16 protein-coding genes are annotated in these 15435 nt (G+C 68.0%); 11 read left to right on the forward strand and 5 right to left on the reverse strand.

The genetic code is table 11. The annotated features are described in order from the left end of the window. Window positions 1-101: 101 nt before the first annotated feature. Window positions 102-1013, reverse strand: coding sequence for a LysR family transcriptional regulator (locus DTQ71_RS14910; RefSeq protein WP_109565099.1), 912 nt, complete (start codon window positions 1011-1013; stop codon window positions 102-104). A 140-nt stretch (window positions 1014-1153) separates the two neighbouring features. Here DTQ71_RS14910 and DTQ71_RS14915 point away from each other — a divergent pair, with 140 nt between their 5' ends. Both DTQ71_RS14915 and DTQ71_RS14920 read left to right on the forward strand, forming a co-directional pair. Then, a complete protein-coding gene (locus tag DTQ71_RS14915; protein ID WP_109565200.1) occupies window positions 1154-1966 on the forward strand; it encodes a class II aldolase/adducin family protein in 813 nt (270 codons plus the stop codon). Between the two features lie 16 nt (window positions 1967-1982). Continuing rightward, a complete protein-coding gene (locus DTQ71_RS14920) occupies window positions 1983-3314 on the forward strand; it encodes an NAD(P)H-dependent oxidoreductase (protein ID WP_109565100.1) in 1332 nt (443 codons plus the stop codon). 640 nt (window positions 3315-3954) lie between these two features. Here DTQ71_RS14920 and DTQ71_RS14925 read toward each other — a convergent pair. Continuing rightward, window positions 3955-5151 (reverse strand): cation:proton antiporter, encoded by a 1197-nt coding sequence (locus tag DTQ71_RS14925; RefSeq protein WP_109565101.1) that lies wholly within the window; start codon window positions 5149-5151, stop codon window positions 3955-3957. A gap of 46 nt (window positions 5152-5197) precedes the next feature. After that, window positions 5198-6373 (reverse strand): cytochrome C, encoded by a 1176-nt coding sequence (locus tag DTQ71_RS14930; protein WP_109565102.1) that lies wholly within the window; start codon window positions 6371-6373, stop codon window positions 5198-5200. 163 nt (window positions 6374-6536) lie between these two features. Between DTQ71_RS14930 and DTQ71_RS14935 the strand changes: the two genes are divergently transcribed. Genes DTQ71_RS14935 through DTQ71_RS14975 form a run of 9 tightly spaced genes read left to right on the forward strand, consistent with a single transcriptional unit; the run spans window position 6537 to window position 13433 of the window. Beyond that, a complete protein-coding gene (locus DTQ71_RS14935; protein WP_170125444.1) occupies window positions 6537-7805 on the forward strand; it encodes a Na(+)-translocating NADH-quinone reductase subunit A in 1269 nt (422 codons plus the stop codon). Next, window positions 7802-8584 (forward strand): RnfABCDGE type electron transport complex subunit D, encoded by a 783-nt coding sequence (locus tag DTQ71_RS14940; protein WP_109565104.1) that lies wholly within the window; start codon window positions 7802-7804, stop codon window positions 8582-8584. The genes DTQ71_RS14935 and DTQ71_RS14940 overlap by 4 nt, the downstream gene beginning before the upstream one ends. Beyond that, complete coding sequence (locus DTQ71_RS14945) at window positions 8571-9368, forward strand: FMN-binding protein (protein ID WP_109565105.1); 798 nt, start codon at window positions 8571-8573, stop codon at window positions 9366-9368. Before DTQ71_RS14940 ends, DTQ71_RS14945 begins: the two co-directional genes overlap by 14 nt. Before the next feature lie 2 nt (window positions 9369-9370). Beyond that, window positions 9371-10036: an NADH:ubiquinone reductase (Na(+)-transporting) subunit D gene (locus DTQ71_RS14950; RefSeq protein ID WP_109565106.1), complete on the forward strand. Its 666-nt coding sequence runs from the start codon at window positions 9371-9373 to the stop codon at window positions 10034-10036. Further along, window positions 10033-10647 (forward strand): NADH:ubiquinone reductase (Na(+)-transporting) subunit E, encoded by a 615-nt coding sequence (gene nqrE / locus DTQ71_RS14955; RefSeq protein ID WP_109565107.1) that lies wholly within the window; start codon window positions 10033-10035, stop codon window positions 10645-10647. Before DTQ71_RS14950 ends, nqrE begins: the two co-directional genes overlap by 4 nt. After that, on the forward strand, window positions 10644-11867 hold the full coding sequence (gene nqrF, locus DTQ71_RS14960) for an NADH:ubiquinone reductase (Na(+)-transporting) subunit F (RefSeq protein ID WP_109565108.1): 1224 nt from the start codon (window positions 10644-10646) through the stop codon (window positions 11865-11867). The genes nqrE and nqrF overlap by 4 nt, the downstream gene beginning before the upstream one ends. A 3-nt stretch (window positions 11868-11870) precedes the next feature. Beyond that, window positions 11871-12851, forward strand: a complete 981-nt coding sequence (locus tag DTQ71_RS14965; protein ID WP_109565109.1) for an FAD:protein FMN transferase — start codon at window positions 11871-11873, stop codon at window positions 12849-12851. 13 nt (window positions 12852-12864) lie between these two features. Continuing rightward, complete coding sequence (locus tag DTQ71_RS14970; RefSeq protein WP_109565110.1) at window positions 12865-13044, forward strand: hypothetical protein; 180 nt, start codon at window positions 12865-12867, stop codon at window positions 13042-13044. Beyond that, a complete protein-coding gene (locus DTQ71_RS14975) occupies window positions 13041-13433 on the forward strand; it encodes a CBS domain-containing protein (protein WP_109565111.1) in 393 nt (130 codons plus the stop codon). The genes DTQ71_RS14970 and DTQ71_RS14975 overlap by 4 nt, the downstream gene beginning before the upstream one ends. A 52-nt stretch (window positions 13434-13485) precedes the next feature. Here the strand turns inward: DTQ71_RS14975 and DTQ71_RS14980 are convergent, their stop codons facing one another. Next, the gene (locus DTQ71_RS14980; protein ID WP_109565112.1) at window positions 13486-14745 is read right to left on the reverse strand and encodes a TRAP transporter large permease; all 1260 of its coding nucleotides are present in this window, start codon (window positions 14743-14745) and stop codon (window positions 13486-13488) included. Then, window positions 14742-15269: a TRAP transporter small permease gene (locus DTQ71_RS14985; RefSeq protein ID WP_109565113.1), complete on the reverse strand. Its 528-nt coding sequence runs from the start codon at window positions 15267-15269 to the stop codon at window positions 14742-14744. Before DTQ71_RS14985 ends, DTQ71_RS14980 begins: the two co-directional genes overlap by 4 nt. Window positions 15270-15435: the final 166 nt, after the last annotated feature.

The following is a 15435-nucleotide window of genomic DNA, read 5'->3' on the forward strand; positions in this document are numbered from 1 at the left end:
GTTCGGCGAGGTGCGGATTAGGTTGAGCACCTTCATTTGAATTCCGAGTTCTGAATTAAGAATTCAATGAGCCTTTGACCCGGTCGAGCCAAGCGAAGGCGTCAGTCTTCCCAGTCGGGGGTCCGAAACGCGGCGGCGAGAAAGTCGATGAGTGTCCTGATGCGCGGGACCACGTCGCGGTCGGGGAGAAAGACGGCATGGATCGCGGTGTCCTCCGCCGGGGCGTGATCCCCGAGGAGTTGCACGAGCCGACCCTCCCGGATGGCAGGTCGCGCCAAATGCTCGGCGGCCCGCATCACGCCCACCCCGGCGAGGCACATCCCGAACAGCGACATGCCCTGGTTGCTCCGAAACCGGCTGCGCGCGTGGAACGTAAGGCCCTCGCCGTTCCGCAGGAAGGACCAGCGGTTCAGGTGCTCTCGGCTTGCGTCCCACGCGATGCAGGGCATGCGGGAAAGATCCTCCACCGTCTGGGGCGTTCCGTGTCGCGCCACGAGATCGGGCGCGGCGACGACGATTCGGCGCAACCGGCAGAGCTTCCTGTGCATCAGCCCCGAATCCGTCAGCCGCCCCATTCGGATGGCGACATCGATCCCGTCGGCGATCAGGTTCTCGGTGTCGTCGGTCAGCCGCAAGTCGAGCGAGAGGTTCGGGTGCCGTGCAAGGAACTCCGGAACAACCGGCGTGATGCGGTCCAGCCCGAAGGCGATCGGCGTCGAGACGCGCAGTTGCCCTTCGATCTGCGCCTCCTTCCGCTGCCAGAGGGCTTCGGCCTCCTCGACCGCGCCGATGACACGGTGCGCGGCGTCAAGAAAGCGCTCGCCCTCCGGCGTCAGACGCTGGCCGCGCGTCGTCCGGTGAATGAGTTGCGCACGCAGCCGCGCCTCGAGCCTGCGGATCGTCTGGCTCACGAACGGCTGGCTTACGCCGAGCGCGTGGGCGGCCGAGGAGAAGCTGCCGGTCTCCACCACAGCGCGGAAGATCCGCATCTCGACAAGGCGATCGTCCTTCATCGCGCACCTCTGTTGCTGCAATAACAGTTATTGCAATCGCAACGTTGCATGAAAGCGGGCTGCGCTCGCAATATCCGACCCCATAAATGAGGTCCGCGACCGTCGGCCCCGCCTCGATCATGCAAGCAGAGGATCTCCCCATGCTCGACCTTGGAAACCGTGTCTCGATCTACCAGCCGGAGCAGGAAGGTCTGATCTTCCCGGAGCTTCCGGAGTTCGCCTCAGTCGAGGAGGAGCGGCGCCACCGCAAGGAACGCCTGGTCGCCGCGTGCCGCGCCTTCGCGCAGCAGGGCTTCGACTACGGCTTTGCCGGCCACCTGACGGTGCGCGACCCCGAGCGGCCGGAGCTCTACTGGACCAACCCGATGTGCGTGCATTTCGACAAGGTGAAGATGTCGAACCTGATCCTCGTGGATCACGCGGGCAAGGTCATCGAAGGGGACTACGCCGTCAACCGCGCGGGTTTCGTGCTGCACGCGAACGTGCACGAGGAGCACCCGGACATCATCGCCATGTGTCACGCGCACACGACCTATGGCACGGCCTGGTGTGCGACGGGGCGACCGATCGACCCGATCACCCAGGATGCCTGCGCCTTTTTCGAGGATCACGTCGTGATCGGCGAACAGGGCGGCCAAGTGGCCGTCGAGAACCACGCGGGGTCGGACGTCGCCAAGGCCTTCAAGGGCGTGAAGGCCGCGCTGCATCAGAACCACGGACTGCTGACTGCCAGCCGCCACTCCATCGAGTCGGCCGCGTTCTGGTTCATCGCGCTTGAGCGGTGCTGCCAGCAGCAGCTCGACATCGCCGCATCCGGCATCGAGCCGATCCGCATCCCGGCCGAGCGCGCCCGCTACTCGCGCGAACATGTCGGCAGCGAATATATCGGCTGGCTGCATTTCCAGACGATCTGGAACCAGCTCGTCGAGGATCAGCCGGACATGTTCGACTGAGCCAGGGCGGGGCGGCATGAACCTTGCATCTCTCGCCAGCGCGCGGGCGGAGGCGGGTCGCCCCGTCCGCGTGGCGCTGATCGGAGCCGGCAAGTTCGGCTCCATGTTCCTCTCTCAGGTCCCGACCATTCCCGGGCTCGAGGTCGCCGCGATTGCGGATCTCGACCCGGAGAAGGCGCGCGCCGCCTGCCGGGAAGTCGGCTGGGACGAAGCGCGCATCGCCGCGACGCTCTTCACCGATGACGCCGTTTCGGCCCTCGACCGTGGAATCGAGGTCATGGTGGAAGCTACCGGCCATCCCGAGGCCGGCATCTCCCATGCGCTCGCCGCCATCGAGGCGGGCCTCCACGTCGTCATGGTTAATGTCGAAGCCGACGTCCTCGCAGGCCCCGTCCTGGCGGAAAAGGCGGGCGAAAAGGGTGTCGTCTATTCCATGGCCTATGGCGACCAGCCCGCGCTTGTGGCCGAGATGGTGGATTGGGCGCGGGCGACGGGCTTCACTGTCGCCGCGGCAGGGAAGGGCACGAAGTATCTGCCGCACTATCACCAGGTCACGCCGGACGACGTCTGGAGCCATTACGGACTCACGCCCGAGCAGGCGGCGGACGCGGGCATGAACCCGCAGATGTTCAATTCCTTCCTCGACGGCACGAAGTCCGCCCTCGAGATGGCGGCCATCGCCAATGCCTGCGGGCTCGACGTGCCCGAGCATGGCCTCGGCTTCCCGCCCTGCGGGGTCGACGACCTTGCCCATGTGCTGCGCCCGCGCGCGATCGGCGGCTGCCTGGAACGCGATGGCATGGTCGAGGTCGTCTCGTCGCTCGAACGAGACGGTCGGCCCGTTTTTCGGGATCTGCGCTGGGGCGTCTATGTGGTCCTCAAGGCCCCGAACGACTACGCCGCGTCCTGCTTTCGCCAATACGGCCTGCCGACGGATGTGACGGGGCGCTATGCGGCGATGTACAAGCCCTTCCATCTGATCGGAATGGAGCTGTCGATCTCGATCCTGAGCGCGGCGCTGCGTGGCGAGCCCACGGGGACGACGCGCGAATGGCGCGGTGACGTGGCCGCCGTGGCCAAGCGCGATCTCGACACCGGCGAGACGCTCGACGGCGAGGGCGGATACACCGTCTACGGACGCCTCTCCCCCGCTTCAGAAAGTGCGCGCGCCCGGCTCCTGCCCATCGGGCTGGCGCATGGGGTTCGGCTCGCCCGCCCGGTGGCGGCGGGCCAGGCGCTGTCGATGGACGATGTGGATCTTGACTCGACGCGCCACGCCGTCCGGTTGCGGGGCGAAATGATCGCACGGGCTGTTCCCGATGCGCAGCCGATGCGCCAGGAGTCCTGAAGAGCACGATCAGTCCGACCGTTGCGGTGATCCCCTCGGCGGCTGGGGGCGCTCCTCTCGCGACGTCTTCGAGGAGGGTTGGTTTCTTGCGGAACCCGGCGCGATAGGCACGGACCTGACCGGATCGGTGGCCTCCGGGGCGGAGCAGCCGGCGAGGCCCGGCGGCAGAGATCTCCGCTTCGAATGGCGAGGGTCGATCATGGGCGCTATCGAGATGCGGTTGCCACGGCCCTGTGGCGGTCACGCCTCACGTCAATCGAGAGCATCGGCAGACGGTCGCGCCGACCGCCGGCCGCGTCCCGCGCAAAGACGGCCGCCGCCCTTGCCATCTGTCACGCGCCGTCGGCAGCGTGGCGGCCGCTTGCTTCAAAGCCCTTGATCCCGGCCAGTTCGGCGCGCGGCTGCGTGTCCGGCTCCCCAGTCCGACCCGACCGGTCCAAGGTCACGGCCCTCTCGTCCAGTCCCCGGAACCTCCAACAGGCCAGGGCCCGACGGGCCGGGCTCTGTCGGTGCCGGACATCGCCGGGCGGTTGGCGCTGTGCCTCTGGCCCGGCGCGCCCGCAAGCACCCCGCCGAGCGAGGCGGCATACTCGCCGCCGACTCGTCGCGCTCTCGTGGAGGCGGGGCCGGGCCGTGGAGGTCACTTCGCGGTTTTTCTTCCGCCCGCGTCTCGGTCTGTGGCTGCCTTGGCCGCAGACCGTCGGAGCGCGGCCAGGGTGATCGGCGGCCCGATCAGTTCGAACACGACCGTCGCCGCGATCACGAGCGGCACGATCTGAGTTTCCCAGGCAGGCAACATCTCCGCCGCGACCAGCGCCATTCCGACCGCCACGCCGGCCTGCGGCAGGAGCGCGGGTCCGTAAAGATGCCGCTCCACCCCGCGTACGCCGCTCAGCCGCGCGCCCAACGCGCCGCTGATCAGCCGGGCGAGGATCCGAAGCGTGATGTAGGCGATCGCCACCCAACCCATTTCCGACAGGACGGAGAGGTGCAGCGAGGCTCCGGCCAGAAGGAAGAACAGGATCATGAAGGGCAGTTCGATACGCTCGATCTCGTTGAAGGCGTGGTCGTGATGGCGCGCGAGATTGGCGATGACCGCGCCCGCGGTCATCCCCGCGACGAGGAACGAGACCTCCAGCCAAAGCGCCAGCCCCGCTGTCAGGAACGCGATGCCGAACGCCTCGATCTGCAACGGCTCGCCGGGCTTCAGCCGCCCCGAGAGGAAGGCCGCGGGCGCGCCGATGATCAGGCCAAGCACCATCGCCCCGCCGATATCGAAGAGGGCCGTCAGGACCGGACCGCTCCAATGGCCGGATTGATGTAGGAAGGCGAGACAGAGACTGAAGACGATCAGGCCCCAGACATCGTCGATCGCGACGATCCCCGTAATCGTCTCGACGAAGGCGTTCCTGATGCCGGATTGACGGATCACATCGGCAATCGCGGCCGGTGCGGTTGCGCTTGCGATCGCCCCGAGGATCAGGGCGAGGCCAGGATCGACGCCGAGGGCCGAGAGGCCCAGCCCGACGATCGCGGTCGTTCCCCCGACGATAAACAGAGAGATCGTGAAGATCGTCCGCCCGTGGCCGGAGAGGTTCTCCCGCGTCAGATCCGCGCCCAGCAGGAACGCGACCATCGTCAGCGCCACGACCGAGATTGGCTCGAACCAGCCATAGGCCTCCTCGGGGAGGAGCCCCAGACCCGATTGCCCGACGAGCAGCCCCAGCAGCAACAGGATCGTCACCCGCGGCAGCCGCGTCGTTCGGCCGATGTAATCGGCCGCCAAGCCGCCGAGAAAGAGCACGCCGAGCGCGATCAGGAGAACGGCCTGATCCACGCCCTCAGACCGCGCCGTTCGTGGACGAATATGGCATCGCGCCGCGCTATCTCAGAAGGTCGAGAGCTTCGATGTCGACGCCCAGAGGGTCGCTCAGGTCCTCGATCGAGTCATAGAGCAATTCGAGCGCATAATGGGGATTGTGGGCGAAGTTCCCGGGGTCGGCGGTGACCAGCTTCCAGTTGAAGGCCGTCCGCAGGCTTCTCGGGGTCCAGGCGACATAGGCAACTGGGCGCCCGTCGGCCATGTCGATCGCCCCGTCGCCATTGGCGTCGGCGAAGAAGTAGGGGTAGCGCGTCCCGTCATAGATCACCGGCGATCCGACGACGTCATCGGTATAGGCCCGGATCATCGCCAGCAGCCGGTCCGCATTGGCGTCGATATCGGACTTGATCCCGACCGAGGTATTCCCGCTGCCGTCATAGCTCTGCCGGGCGATGCGGATGTCGTCGGGGCTGTCGGCCAAGTGGCAGGTCAGGCAGGGCTCGAACTCGACCTCTAGCGTGTGCGGCTCGTGGCAGGAATTGCAGCTTGCGACGGGGCGGGCATGGAAGAAACGCCCGGAATAGTCTTGACCCTCGTAGTGATAGCCCGCGGCCCCATACCCTCCGAGCCATGTGGCCGCGGCGGTCGCGTAATGAGGGTTGATGAAGCGGAGCTCCGGGTTCGGCTCGTCCGCGGGGAGGCCGGCGATGGCCGCCTCGACGGTCGTGCCGGCGGTCCGGCCCTGGTGGCAGGTCAGGCAGGAGGCTTCGACACCGGTGACCGGATGCACGACCCCGCTGGGCATCGTGATCTCGGTGATTTCCGACAGGCCCGCATTGTGGCAGGTTCCGCAATCGACCACGCCGCCCGTGTTGATCGGGCCGTCGACGACCCCGGCCGGCGTCCCGTCGAGCCCGTGGAAATCCCGGAACCCTTCGCCCGAATGGCAGGTGGCGCAGGCGGCGCGAATCTCGCCATCGTCGTCCCAGTGACTGAAGGCTTCCGAGGCCGCGTTCGCATGGGAGGACCGAAACCAATCCGCGATCGCCTTGTCGTTGTCGATATTGATGTCGGCGGGAGTGAAGGGCCCGGATTTGGGCAGGGCGAAGGGAACGGAGGCGTCCCCGCTCTCGGGCTCGGATGCCGTCTGGGCATAGGCGACCCCGCCCGCGAAGAGAGCGCCCGAGGTTGCAGCGCAGGCAAGCAAGCGCGCCGCGATCCGGCCAAGAGTGGACATGGCAATCACCTTTCCCTTGTCTCGTTCAATCCTCCGATCCCTAAACCGCGCCCTCCGACGAAACATTGATCTTGCTCATGTTTGGCTTTGCGCGGGGTCGCTAGCCTCCAGTCAGTGCCGTCCGAGGCGGAGTGCCGTGGCGGAGGATACGACCGGAGGCAGAATGACGTTTTTTCGTTCCGGAGTGGGGCTGATCCCGGAATTCCCCTCTCCGGTTGAAGGCAAGGATCTCGTCGACGAGATCACCGAGGAAGCCGGACTCCGCCCGCCCTCGGATCGGAACCTTCACCTGACCGCCCTCGTGAAGGAGGGCGAGCATGTGGCCCGTGGCGCGGTCGTCGCCTGCGTTCGGCAGGATCCCGACATCTGTCTCGTCGCGCCCATCGCCGGGCAGGTGGGACGGATTTCGCGTCTGCCCGGCCGGAGATTGTCCGAGATCGTCTTCTTCCGCGAAGAGAGCGGCGGAACGCAACGCCACGATACCGCGGTCGCGGAGACGGAGCGCGGGCTCCGGCGCTTGCTGCAAACCGCCGGGTTCTGGCCACGGATCACACGGCGCCCCTTCGGCGGCATGCCAGCCTCGCGGGAGGTGCCGGCCGCGATCTTCGTCATGGCGACGGATACGCGCCCCTATGCATCCGACCCCCGCCAAGCGCTCGTCGGGCGGGAGGCCGCATTCCTGCGGGGGCTGGCGGCGCTTGCACGGCTGAGCAAAGGGCCGACCTTCGTCTGCTGGGACAGGACCACGACCATGCCGGCAGTGTCGGCGGAGGCCGGCGACATCCGCATGGTCCCTTGCGGCACGCGGCACCCGCAGGGAAGCGCCGGGATCCGCATCCATCAGGACTTCCCCGCCGGTCTGGAGGCGCCGGTCTGGGACGTCCACGCCGAAGACATCGCCGATCTGGGCGATCTTCTGGAAACGGGCGAATTGCCGATGATGCGCCTCGTGCGCATCTCGGGCGCGGGATTGCGCGAGGGCCGGCTTCTGCGCACCCATCCCGGCGCGGATCTGCGGCAGCTGTCGCGGCGGATCGTCGCCCCGGGGTCCCATAGCCTGCATGCCGGATCCCATTTGGACGGGCAGGCGTCGAGATGGCTGGGCCATCGGCATCGGCAGGTGACCGTCCTGCCGAACATGCCACCGCCGCCCCGGTCCCACTGGCTCCTTGCGGCGTTGATCGAGACGGCGCGCCCGCGGCCGGCCATTCCGACCGCCGCGCTGGGTCAGTCCCTCGGCGGGGCGTTGCCCGCCATTCCTCTGATCCGCGCGCTCGGCGCGGGCGACGACGAGGCGGCGATGGATCTGGGGCTTCTGTCCCTGCTGGAGGAAGACCTGGCCCTGGCCGACTACACGCTCGGCGCGGGCGGGGATCTCATGCGGCAGCTCAGGGCCATGCTCGACCGGATTCAGACGGAGTATGACGCATGATCCGTGGCCTCTGGACCCGCGAGACGGTGGCGCTCCTGACGGTTGCCGCGCTGATGCCGCTGGCGCTGTTCTGGATCTGGTTCGGCGGGAGCGCGGCGGTCTTCCGTCTGGCGCTCGTTCTGCTCGTCATCGCGATCTGGCAGCTGGTGTTCATGCTGTCCCGGGCGCAGCCGCCCTCGCTTTCGCTGCTCGTGACCGCCCTCGCCATCGCGATGCTTGCGCCCGAGGGGCTGAGCGTGTTCCAGTTCGTGCTCGGGATCAGCTTCGGGGTCGTGATCGGTGAGTTGATCTTCGGCGGCTGGGGGCGAAATGTCGTCAATCCCGGGACCGTCGCGCTGGCCTTTCTCGGCTTCGGCTTTCCGGCCGCCCCCTGGCCGGTCTTCGACACACCTCTGGCTTGGGCGGCGATCCCGGCGGCGGGGCTGGGTCTGGTCATCGGGGTGATGCCCTCTGCGCTCGTCCTCGCTGGGCTGGCCGTCGGAGCCATCGTCGCGACTTTCGGCCTTGTCTCGGATCCGGTCCTCTTCGCCGCGGGGATCGTCTTCGTCCTGCTGGTCTGCGACCCTGTGACCAGCGCGGCGACGACGCTGGGCGGCTGGGTGCAGGGCGCGACCTATGGGGCGCTGGTCGTGCTGTTCGGCGGCGCCTGGTCGGGGGCCGCGCCGCCGCAGATCGCTGTCGCGGCGGCGCTTCTGTCGTCGCTGGCGGCGCCTTTGTTCGACGACATCGCCCTCCGGCTCTGGGTCCATCGCAGGAGGCGGCGCTATGGCCGATCGTGACCGCAACCCGTGGCACCGCTTTCTGGCCCTGCCCAATGAGAGCCGCGTCAAGACGATCGGTGTCGCCTTCCTCGTCTCGGCGGTCTCCGCCGCCTTCGTCAGCGGGGCCACCGTTCTTCTGCGGCCGATCCAATCGGCCAATCGGGCCGCCGAGGAGCAGGCCCGGATCGAGGCGCTGGTCGAGAATATCCCGGGCATCGGCTCGCTTTTGTCGCAGGCGGGCGGCACGCTGTCGACGCTCGTGGTGGATCTGACCTCGGGCCGCGCTGCCGACGGCGTCACCCCGGCCACGCTCGATGCCGCGCTGTCCGATCCGGCGAATTGGTCGGCGCTCGAGCCGGAGGCGGATCTCGCGGGCCTCGGGCAACGCCCCGATTTCGCGCAGATCTTTCTGCTGCGGGATGGGTCCGGTCGGGTCTCCCTCGTGCTGCTGCCGCTGAGCGGGCAGGGCTATGGTGGACGGCTGGACGCGATCCTCGCGCTGCGCGGCGACATGAACACCATCGCGGGCATCGCGATCACCGGGCATTCCGAGACCCCGGGGCTCGGCGCCCGGATCGAAGAGGCCTCGTGGCAGGCGAGTTTCCCTGGAACGGAGCTGCGCGACACGGCCGGAGAGATGCGGTTCCGGGTCGCACGCGGCCCCGCCTCGGGCGTCCATGAGGTCGATGGTATCACGGGGGCCACGCGCACCGGTCTCGGAGTTACCCGGATGGTACGCTTCTGGCTCGGACCTGACGGGTATGGCCGCCTCCTCGACGCGATCGACCGGGGCGAGTTCTGATCATGGCGACAAAATCGGAAATCTGGCGCGTCCTGACCGATCCGCTCGTGCGGCAAAACCCGGTGACCTTGCAGATCCTCGGCATCTGCTCGGCGCTGGCGGTCACCACGACGCTTGCGACGGCGGTCACCATGTCGATCTCGCTGACGGTGGTGCTCACGCTCGCGGCGGGCCTGATCAGCACGATCCGCCGGCACATCCCCGAGACCGTCCGCCTGATCGTTCAGATCGTGATCGTCGCGTCGCTGGTCATCGTCATCGATCAGCTCCTCAAGGCTTATTTCGCCGAGGTCAGCCGCGCCCTGTCCGTCTATGTCGGCCTCATCACCACGAACTGCCTCGTTCTCGGCCGCACGGAGGCCTATGCCCGTCACCATGCGCCGGTCCCCGCGATGATCGACGCGTTCGGCAACGGGCTGGGCTATTCGCTGGTCCTGGTGCTGATCGGCGCTCTGCGCGAACTTTTCGGGAAGGGGGAACTCTTCGGCTACGAGATGCTGCCGCTGGCCGACGCGGGCGGCTGGTTCGAACCTCTGAGCCTGATGCTCCTGGCCCCCTCCGCCTTCTTTCTTCTGGGCTTTCTGGTCTGGGCCGTCCGAAGCTGGCGCCCGGAACAGGTCGAGGCGCCCGACTACACGCCGCCCGGTCGGGCCGAGGCGGCCGAATGACCGACCTGTGGCGCCTCTTTCTGCACGCGGCCTTCGTCGACAACATGCCGCTGATCCTGTTTCTGGGCCTGTGCACCTTCCTGGCCCTGTCGAAACGCGCGGACGCGGCCTTTGGTCTCGGCGTGGCGATGACGGGCGTTCTGGGGATCACCGTGCCGCTCAATTATCTGATCTACGTGACGCTTCTGGCCCCTGGCGCCTGGGGCTGGGCCGGACTGCCGGAGCTCGACCTGTCCTATCTCTCGCTGATCGCCTTCATCGGCGTGATCGCGGCGGCGGTTCAGGTGCTGGAGATGATCCTCGACCGCTTCTTCCCGAACATCCACGCTTCTTTCGGAGTCTTCCTGCCGCTTCTCACGGTGCAATGCGCCATCCTCGCGGGTAGCCTCTTCATGGTCGAACGCAGCTACACGCTGGCCGAATCCGCTGTGTTCGGGCTGGGCAGCGGGGTCGGCTTTGCGCTGGCGGTGGGAATGCTCGGCGCGATCCGCACACGGCTGGCCTATGCCGACCTGCCGGACGGGCTTCGCGGTCTCGGGATCGCGTTCCTTCTGACCGGGCTGATGTCGCTGGGCTTCGCCTCCTTCGCGCAAATGGCGGCCACGCTATGACCGAGGTGCTTCTGGGCAGCGCCACGATCGTGGCGCTCGTGGTCGGGCTGGCGCTTGCGCTGGTCGCGCTGCGCCGGGCGCTCGTGCCCGACATGGTGCTCGATGTGCTGGTGAACGGCACGCGGCATCTCCCGGCGGAGCGGGGCGATTCGCTCCTGTCGGTGCTTCACGATGGCGGCGTTCTTATCCCCGCCGCCTGCGGCGGTTCCGGCACCTGCGGGCTGTGCCGCGTCACGGTCACGGGGCAGGGGGCGGGGGCGCCGCAGGCGACCGAGCGCGGTGTGCTCTCGCCCCGCGAGCGGCGCGCCCATATTCGCCTGGCCTGTCAGACGCGGGTGCGGGGCGACTGCGCCGTCACCGTCTCCGACGACATCCTGACCGCCGGAGCCGGGTTCCTCTGCAAGGTCGCCTCGGCGCGGATGCTGGCCCCGCTCATTCGGGAGATCGTCGTCGACCTGCCGCCTGAGCATGCGTCCGATTTCCGGGCAGGGGACTTCATGCAGATCACCGCGCCCCCCTACCGGCTGGACTTTCGGGACGTCGATGTGCCGCCGGACTTCTCGGAGGCCTGGGAGATCGCTGGATGGCGCGCGATGACGGCGGAATCGGAGACCCAGGTGACCCGCGCCTATTCGCTGGCCAGCCGCCCCGAGGATGCCGGGAAGGCGGTGTTCAACATCCGCCTCGCCGTGCCGCCGCCCGGACGCGAGGAGGAGGTGCCTCCGGGCCTCGTCTCGTCATGGCTCTTTTCGCTCAAGGCAGGCGACGACATCACGCTGTCGGGCCCCTTCGGCGAGTTTCACATCCAGGACAGCGGCCGGGAGATGATCTTCGTGGGAGGGGGCGTCGGGATGGCGCCGCTGCGCGCGATGATCCACCAGGACCTGGCCCGGGGAGGTCAGCGCCGCATCCGGTATTTCTACGGCGCGCGGTCGCTCGCGGACCTGTTCTATACCGAGGAGTTCGAGGCGCTCGCTGCCAAGAATGACAGGTTCACCTGGACGCCGGCGCTTTCCGATCCGGCGCCCGGCGACCGCTGGACGGGCGCGACGGGCTTCGTTCACGAGACGCTCCGCGCCGAGCTCGCCAGCCATCCCGCGCCGGACACATGCGAATTCTACCTCTGCGGCCCGCCCGTGATGATCTCGGCGGTGCTTGCCACGCTCGATCGCCTCGGGGTCGAGCCGTCCTCGATCTTCTACGACGATTTCGGAGCCTGACCCATGCGACAGAGCCTTCACGGATATTCGCGCCGCAGCGCCCTAGGCCTGCTTGGCGCCGCGCTCGTGCTTCCCGGGGCCGCCCTTGGCGCCGGCGAGTTTTCGATCCTGTCGGGGCGGGCCTTCGGCACCACTTGGCGACTGGTGGCGGCGACCCGCGCCGATCTCGCGCCGCTTGCCGAGGCCATCGACACGCTCTTTGCCGAGATCGACCGGACCTTCTCGCCTTGGCGCAGCGACAGCGTCCTGTCGCGCTTCAATGCCATGCCCGCCAGCGCATCGCTTCGGGATACCGATCTTGCCGACGTGACCGCCGCCGCCCTCGGGATCGCGCAGGCAACCGATGGGGCCTTCGACCCGACGGTCGGCCCGCTCGTCGCGCGCTGGGGCTTCGGTCCGATCCTGGAGGGCGGAGCCCCGGACTGGCGCGGGGTCGCCGCCGCCCGGGGGACTGTGGCCAAGGCGCGCGATGACCTGACCCTCGATCTGTGCGGGATCGCCAAGGGATGGGCGCTCGATCGGGCCGTCGCCCGGATCGAGGCGCTGGGCGTCGATGCCTTCCTGTTCGAGCTGGGTGGAGAGTTCGCCGCCCGGGGCCGGCATCCTCAGGGGCGCGACTGGACGCTCGCCGTCGCGACCCCGGCTACCCTGTCCGCCCCGTCGCCGAAGCTTCGCCTCGTCCCCGGCAGGGCGGTCGCCACATCCGGCGATTGGGAACAGGGCTACAGCCTCGCCGGGCGCTCCTACAGCCACCTCATCGACCCGGGCCGGGCCGCGCCGGCCTCCGGCGCGCTCCGCTCGGTCACGGTCATGGCGGGCGACGCGATGGCGGCGGATGGCTGGGCCACGGCGCTTTTCGTCGCGGGCGCCGAGGCCGGGCCGGAGCTTGCCCGGCAGATGGGGCACGCGGCGCTCTTCCTGATAGAGACCCCGGACGGCCTAAGACGGCTCGTAACCGGCGCGATGCCCGAGATGCTGACATGACAGAGGCCTGACCATGACGGAAACACTCTTCGCTATCGCCATCTTCGCCCTGGCCGCGCTCGGGCTGGGCTTGGGGCTGGTCTTTGGGCGGCGCCCTGTCCGCACAAGCTGCGGGGCCGCCGATCGGATCGCGGCCCATCGCTGTGCGGATTGCCCCCTCCGGCGTCAGACGGCGGACGGCGACGCGCGATGAGCGCCTTCACCGTCAGCGAGATCGTCCGCCGGGACGGCCCGATCTTCTCCGCCGAGATGCCGATCAGACGCGCCGCCGCCGTCCTTGTCGAGACGGGATCCGTCGCCGCCCCCGTTATCGACGATGACGGCTCCCTGATGGGGATCCTGTCGCAGAAGGACTGCTTCCGGCCCGCGTTGCAGGCCAGCTATCACCACGAGTGGAAAGGAAACGTCGCCGATCACATGACGCACCGCGTCGTCACCGTCGATATCGACGACGAGATCATCCGGACGGCCGAGATGTTCATCGACCACCCGCACCAGGTCTTTCCCGTTCTCCACAGTGGCCGCGCCGAGGGGCTTCTCCACCGCTCGGACGTCTTCGCCTTTCTGATGCGGCACGGTTAGGCAATGACCGCGACCGCGCGGGGGGCGCGAGCCGCATGATCCCTCCGCGCCGCTAGATCAGGGCTGTGGATAGCCAGGGAAACCGGCTCAGCAGGATCAGAACGACCGCGACGGCCAGCAGAAAGGGCCAGAGCGAGCGCAGGATGCGGCCCGGGGTCACGCCGCTCATCGACGAGGTGATATAGAGGCCCACGCCCACCGGCGGCGTCAGCAGCCCCAGCACCAGGTTCAGGCAGATCACCACGCCGAACTGATAGGGGCTGATGTCGTAATTGCCCGTCGCGATCGGCAGCAGGATCGGCGTGACCAGGATGACGGCGGCGATCCCGTCGATCAGCATCCCCACGCAGAGCAGAACCAGGTTCACGATCAGCAGGAACAGAAACGGGTCTGAGGTGATCGTCGTCAGCAGAGCCGCCAGCTTTTGCGGGATGGCCTCGTAGATGATGACCCACCCGAACACGCTGGCCGCCGCGATCATGAAGACGATCATCGAGGCGTTGAAGGCGGTGCGCTTGAACATCTCCCAGAGGGCCGCGGGCTTGAGCTCCCGGTAGACGAGCCAGCCCACCAGGAAGGCGATGGTCGAGGCGATGGCGGCGGATTCGGTCGGCGTGGCGATGCCGAAGAGAATGCCGCCGATGATGGCGAAGGGGATCGTCAGGGCCGGGAGGCAGGCGAGCAGGGCGCGCATCGCCTCCGGGCCCGTGTACCAGGACCCGGCCGGAAAACCGCGCACGAGCCCGATGGCGAAGATCACCAGCGCGAAGCTGGCCGCCAGCAGCAGCCCCGGAAGGATGCCCGCCAGGAACATGTCGCCGATGGGCACCTGCGCCAGCACGCCGAAGATCACGAACAGCATCGAGGGCGGAATGACCGGCGCGAGCAGGCCCCCCGCCGCCGTGGTCGCGGCGGCGAAGCCTGTGTCGTAGCCCTCCCGCTCCATCTCGGGCGTCATGGCGCGGGCCATCACGGCGATCTGCGCCGTGGCCGAGCCGATGATCGCGGCCATGAACATGTTGGCGAGCAGGTTGATATAGGCCAGCCCGCCCCGGAATCCGCCGACGAAGACGCGGGCCGCGTTGATCAGGCGCCGGGTCATGCCGCCCTCGTTCATCATCTCGCCGGTCAGCATGAAGAGCGGGATCGCGAGCAGCCCGTAATTCTCCAGCCCCGAGAACATCTTCTGGGCGAAGCTGTCATAGAGGACGGTGTTGCCGCTCTCCCAGACATACCAGATCGCGGTCAGCGCCAGGACCAGGGCGACGGGCACCCCGATCAGCAGCTTGAAGGCGAAGACGACCGGCGTCATGCGGGCGCGGTCCGCGGCGCGGCGAGGTTGGCCAGGGCGTGCAGCGTCGCACCCCCGGCGAAGAGCCACATCACCGACCAGACCCAGACCTTGGGGATGCCGAGGGTGGTGGTCGGCTCCGCGTAGATGAAGTTGAAGGTCGCGCCCTGGAACGCCATCACGTCGAACCCCGCCTGCGCCAGCTGCCAGGGCGCGAACCAGCGCCAGCAGAACCACAGCATGAAGAGCGCGAAGACTAGGATCAGCACGTCGACGATCCGCGCCGCCAGCCGGGCGGCGGCGGCGGGCAGCGCATCGGTCAGCACGGTGATCGCGACGGCGTTTCCATAATGCAGCGAGGCGGAGGCGCCTAGAAACGTCATCCAGGCCATCGCATAGATCGCCAACTCGTCCACCCAATAGAGCGCCGCGCCCAGCGAGCGGGTCACGACGTTGAGAAGGATCAGCAAGGTCACCGAGACGGCCAGAAGCGCCGCAGCGGCGATCTCTACCTGCGCCCAGCGGGCCGAAAGCTGCATCAGCATGCTGTCTCCTGAGCGGTGCGGGGCGCGCGGCGCCTCGTTGGGAGCGCGTCCCCGGGAGGCGACCCTATGCGCCGATTGAAAAGGAGGGGCCGGGGGCCAGCCCCCGGACCCCCGGGATATTTGAGCAGGGAAGAAAGGGCCAGAGGCGGGCGCGCCCATGCCCGCA

This window comes from Jannaschia seohaensis, from assembly GCF_900116765.1.
Lineage (GTDB): Bacteria > Pseudomonadota > Alphaproteobacteria > Rhodobacterales > Rhodobacteraceae > Jannaschia > Jannaschia seohaensis.

Bases quoted from the DNA above. Each gene is read 5' to 3' on its own strand.
- DTQ71_RS14910 (WP_109565099.1), bottom strand. From the start codon at position 1,013: ATGAAGGACGATCGCCTTGTCGAGATGCGGATCTTCCGCGCTGTGGTG.
- DTQ71_RS14915 (WP_109565200.1), top strand. From the start codon at position 1,154: ATGCTCGACCTTGGAAACCGTGTCTCGATCTACCAGCCGGAGCAGGAA.
- DTQ71_RS14920 (WP_109565100.1), top strand. From the start codon at position 1,983: ATGAACCTTGCATCTCTCGCCAGCGCGCGGGCGGAGGCGGGTCGCCCC.
- DTQ71_RS14930 (WP_109565102.1), bottom strand. From the start codon at position 6,373: ATGTCCACTCTTGGCCGGATCGCGGCGCGCTTGCTTGCCTGCGCTGCA.
- DTQ71_RS14935 (WP_170125444.1), top strand. From the start codon at position 6,537: ATGACGTTTTTTCGTTCCGGAGTGGGGCTGATCCCGGAATTCCCCTCT.
- DTQ71_RS14940 (WP_109565104.1), top strand. From the start codon at position 7,802: ATGATCCGTGGCCTCTGGACCCGCGAGACGGTGGCGCTCCTGACGGTT.
- DTQ71_RS14945 (WP_109565105.1), top strand. From the start codon at position 8,571: ATGGCCGATCGTGACCGCAACCCGTGGCACCGCTTTCTGGCCCTGCCC.
- DTQ71_RS14950 (WP_109565106.1), top strand. From the start codon at position 9,371: ATGGCGACAAAATCGGAAATCTGGCGCGTCCTGACCGATCCGCTCGTG.
- nqrE (WP_109565107.1), top strand. From the start codon at position 10,033: ATGACCGACCTGTGGCGCCTCTTTCTGCACGCGGCCTTCGTCGACAAC.
- nqrF (WP_109565108.1), top strand. From the start codon at position 10,644: ATGACCGAGGTGCTTCTGGGCAGCGCCACGATCGTGGCGCTCGTGGTC.
- DTQ71_RS14965 (WP_109565109.1), top strand. From the start codon at position 11,871: ATGCGACAGAGCCTTCACGGATATTCGCGCCGCAGCGCCCTAGGCCTG.
- DTQ71_RS14970 (WP_109565110.1), top strand. From the start codon at position 12,865: ATGACGGAAACACTCTTCGCTATCGCCATCTTCGCCCTGGCCGCGCTC.
- DTQ71_RS14975 (WP_109565111.1), top strand. From the start codon at position 13,041: ATGAGCGCCTTCACCGTCAGCGAGATCGTCCGCCGGGACGGCCCGATC.
- DTQ71_RS14980 (WP_109565112.1), bottom strand. From the start codon at position 14,745: ATGACGCCGGTCGTCTTCGCCTTCAAGCTGCTGATCGGGGTGCCCGTC.
- DTQ71_RS14985 (WP_109565113.1), bottom strand. From the start codon at position 15,269: ATGCTGATGCAGCTTTCGGCCCGCTGGGCGCAGGTAGAGATCGCCGCT.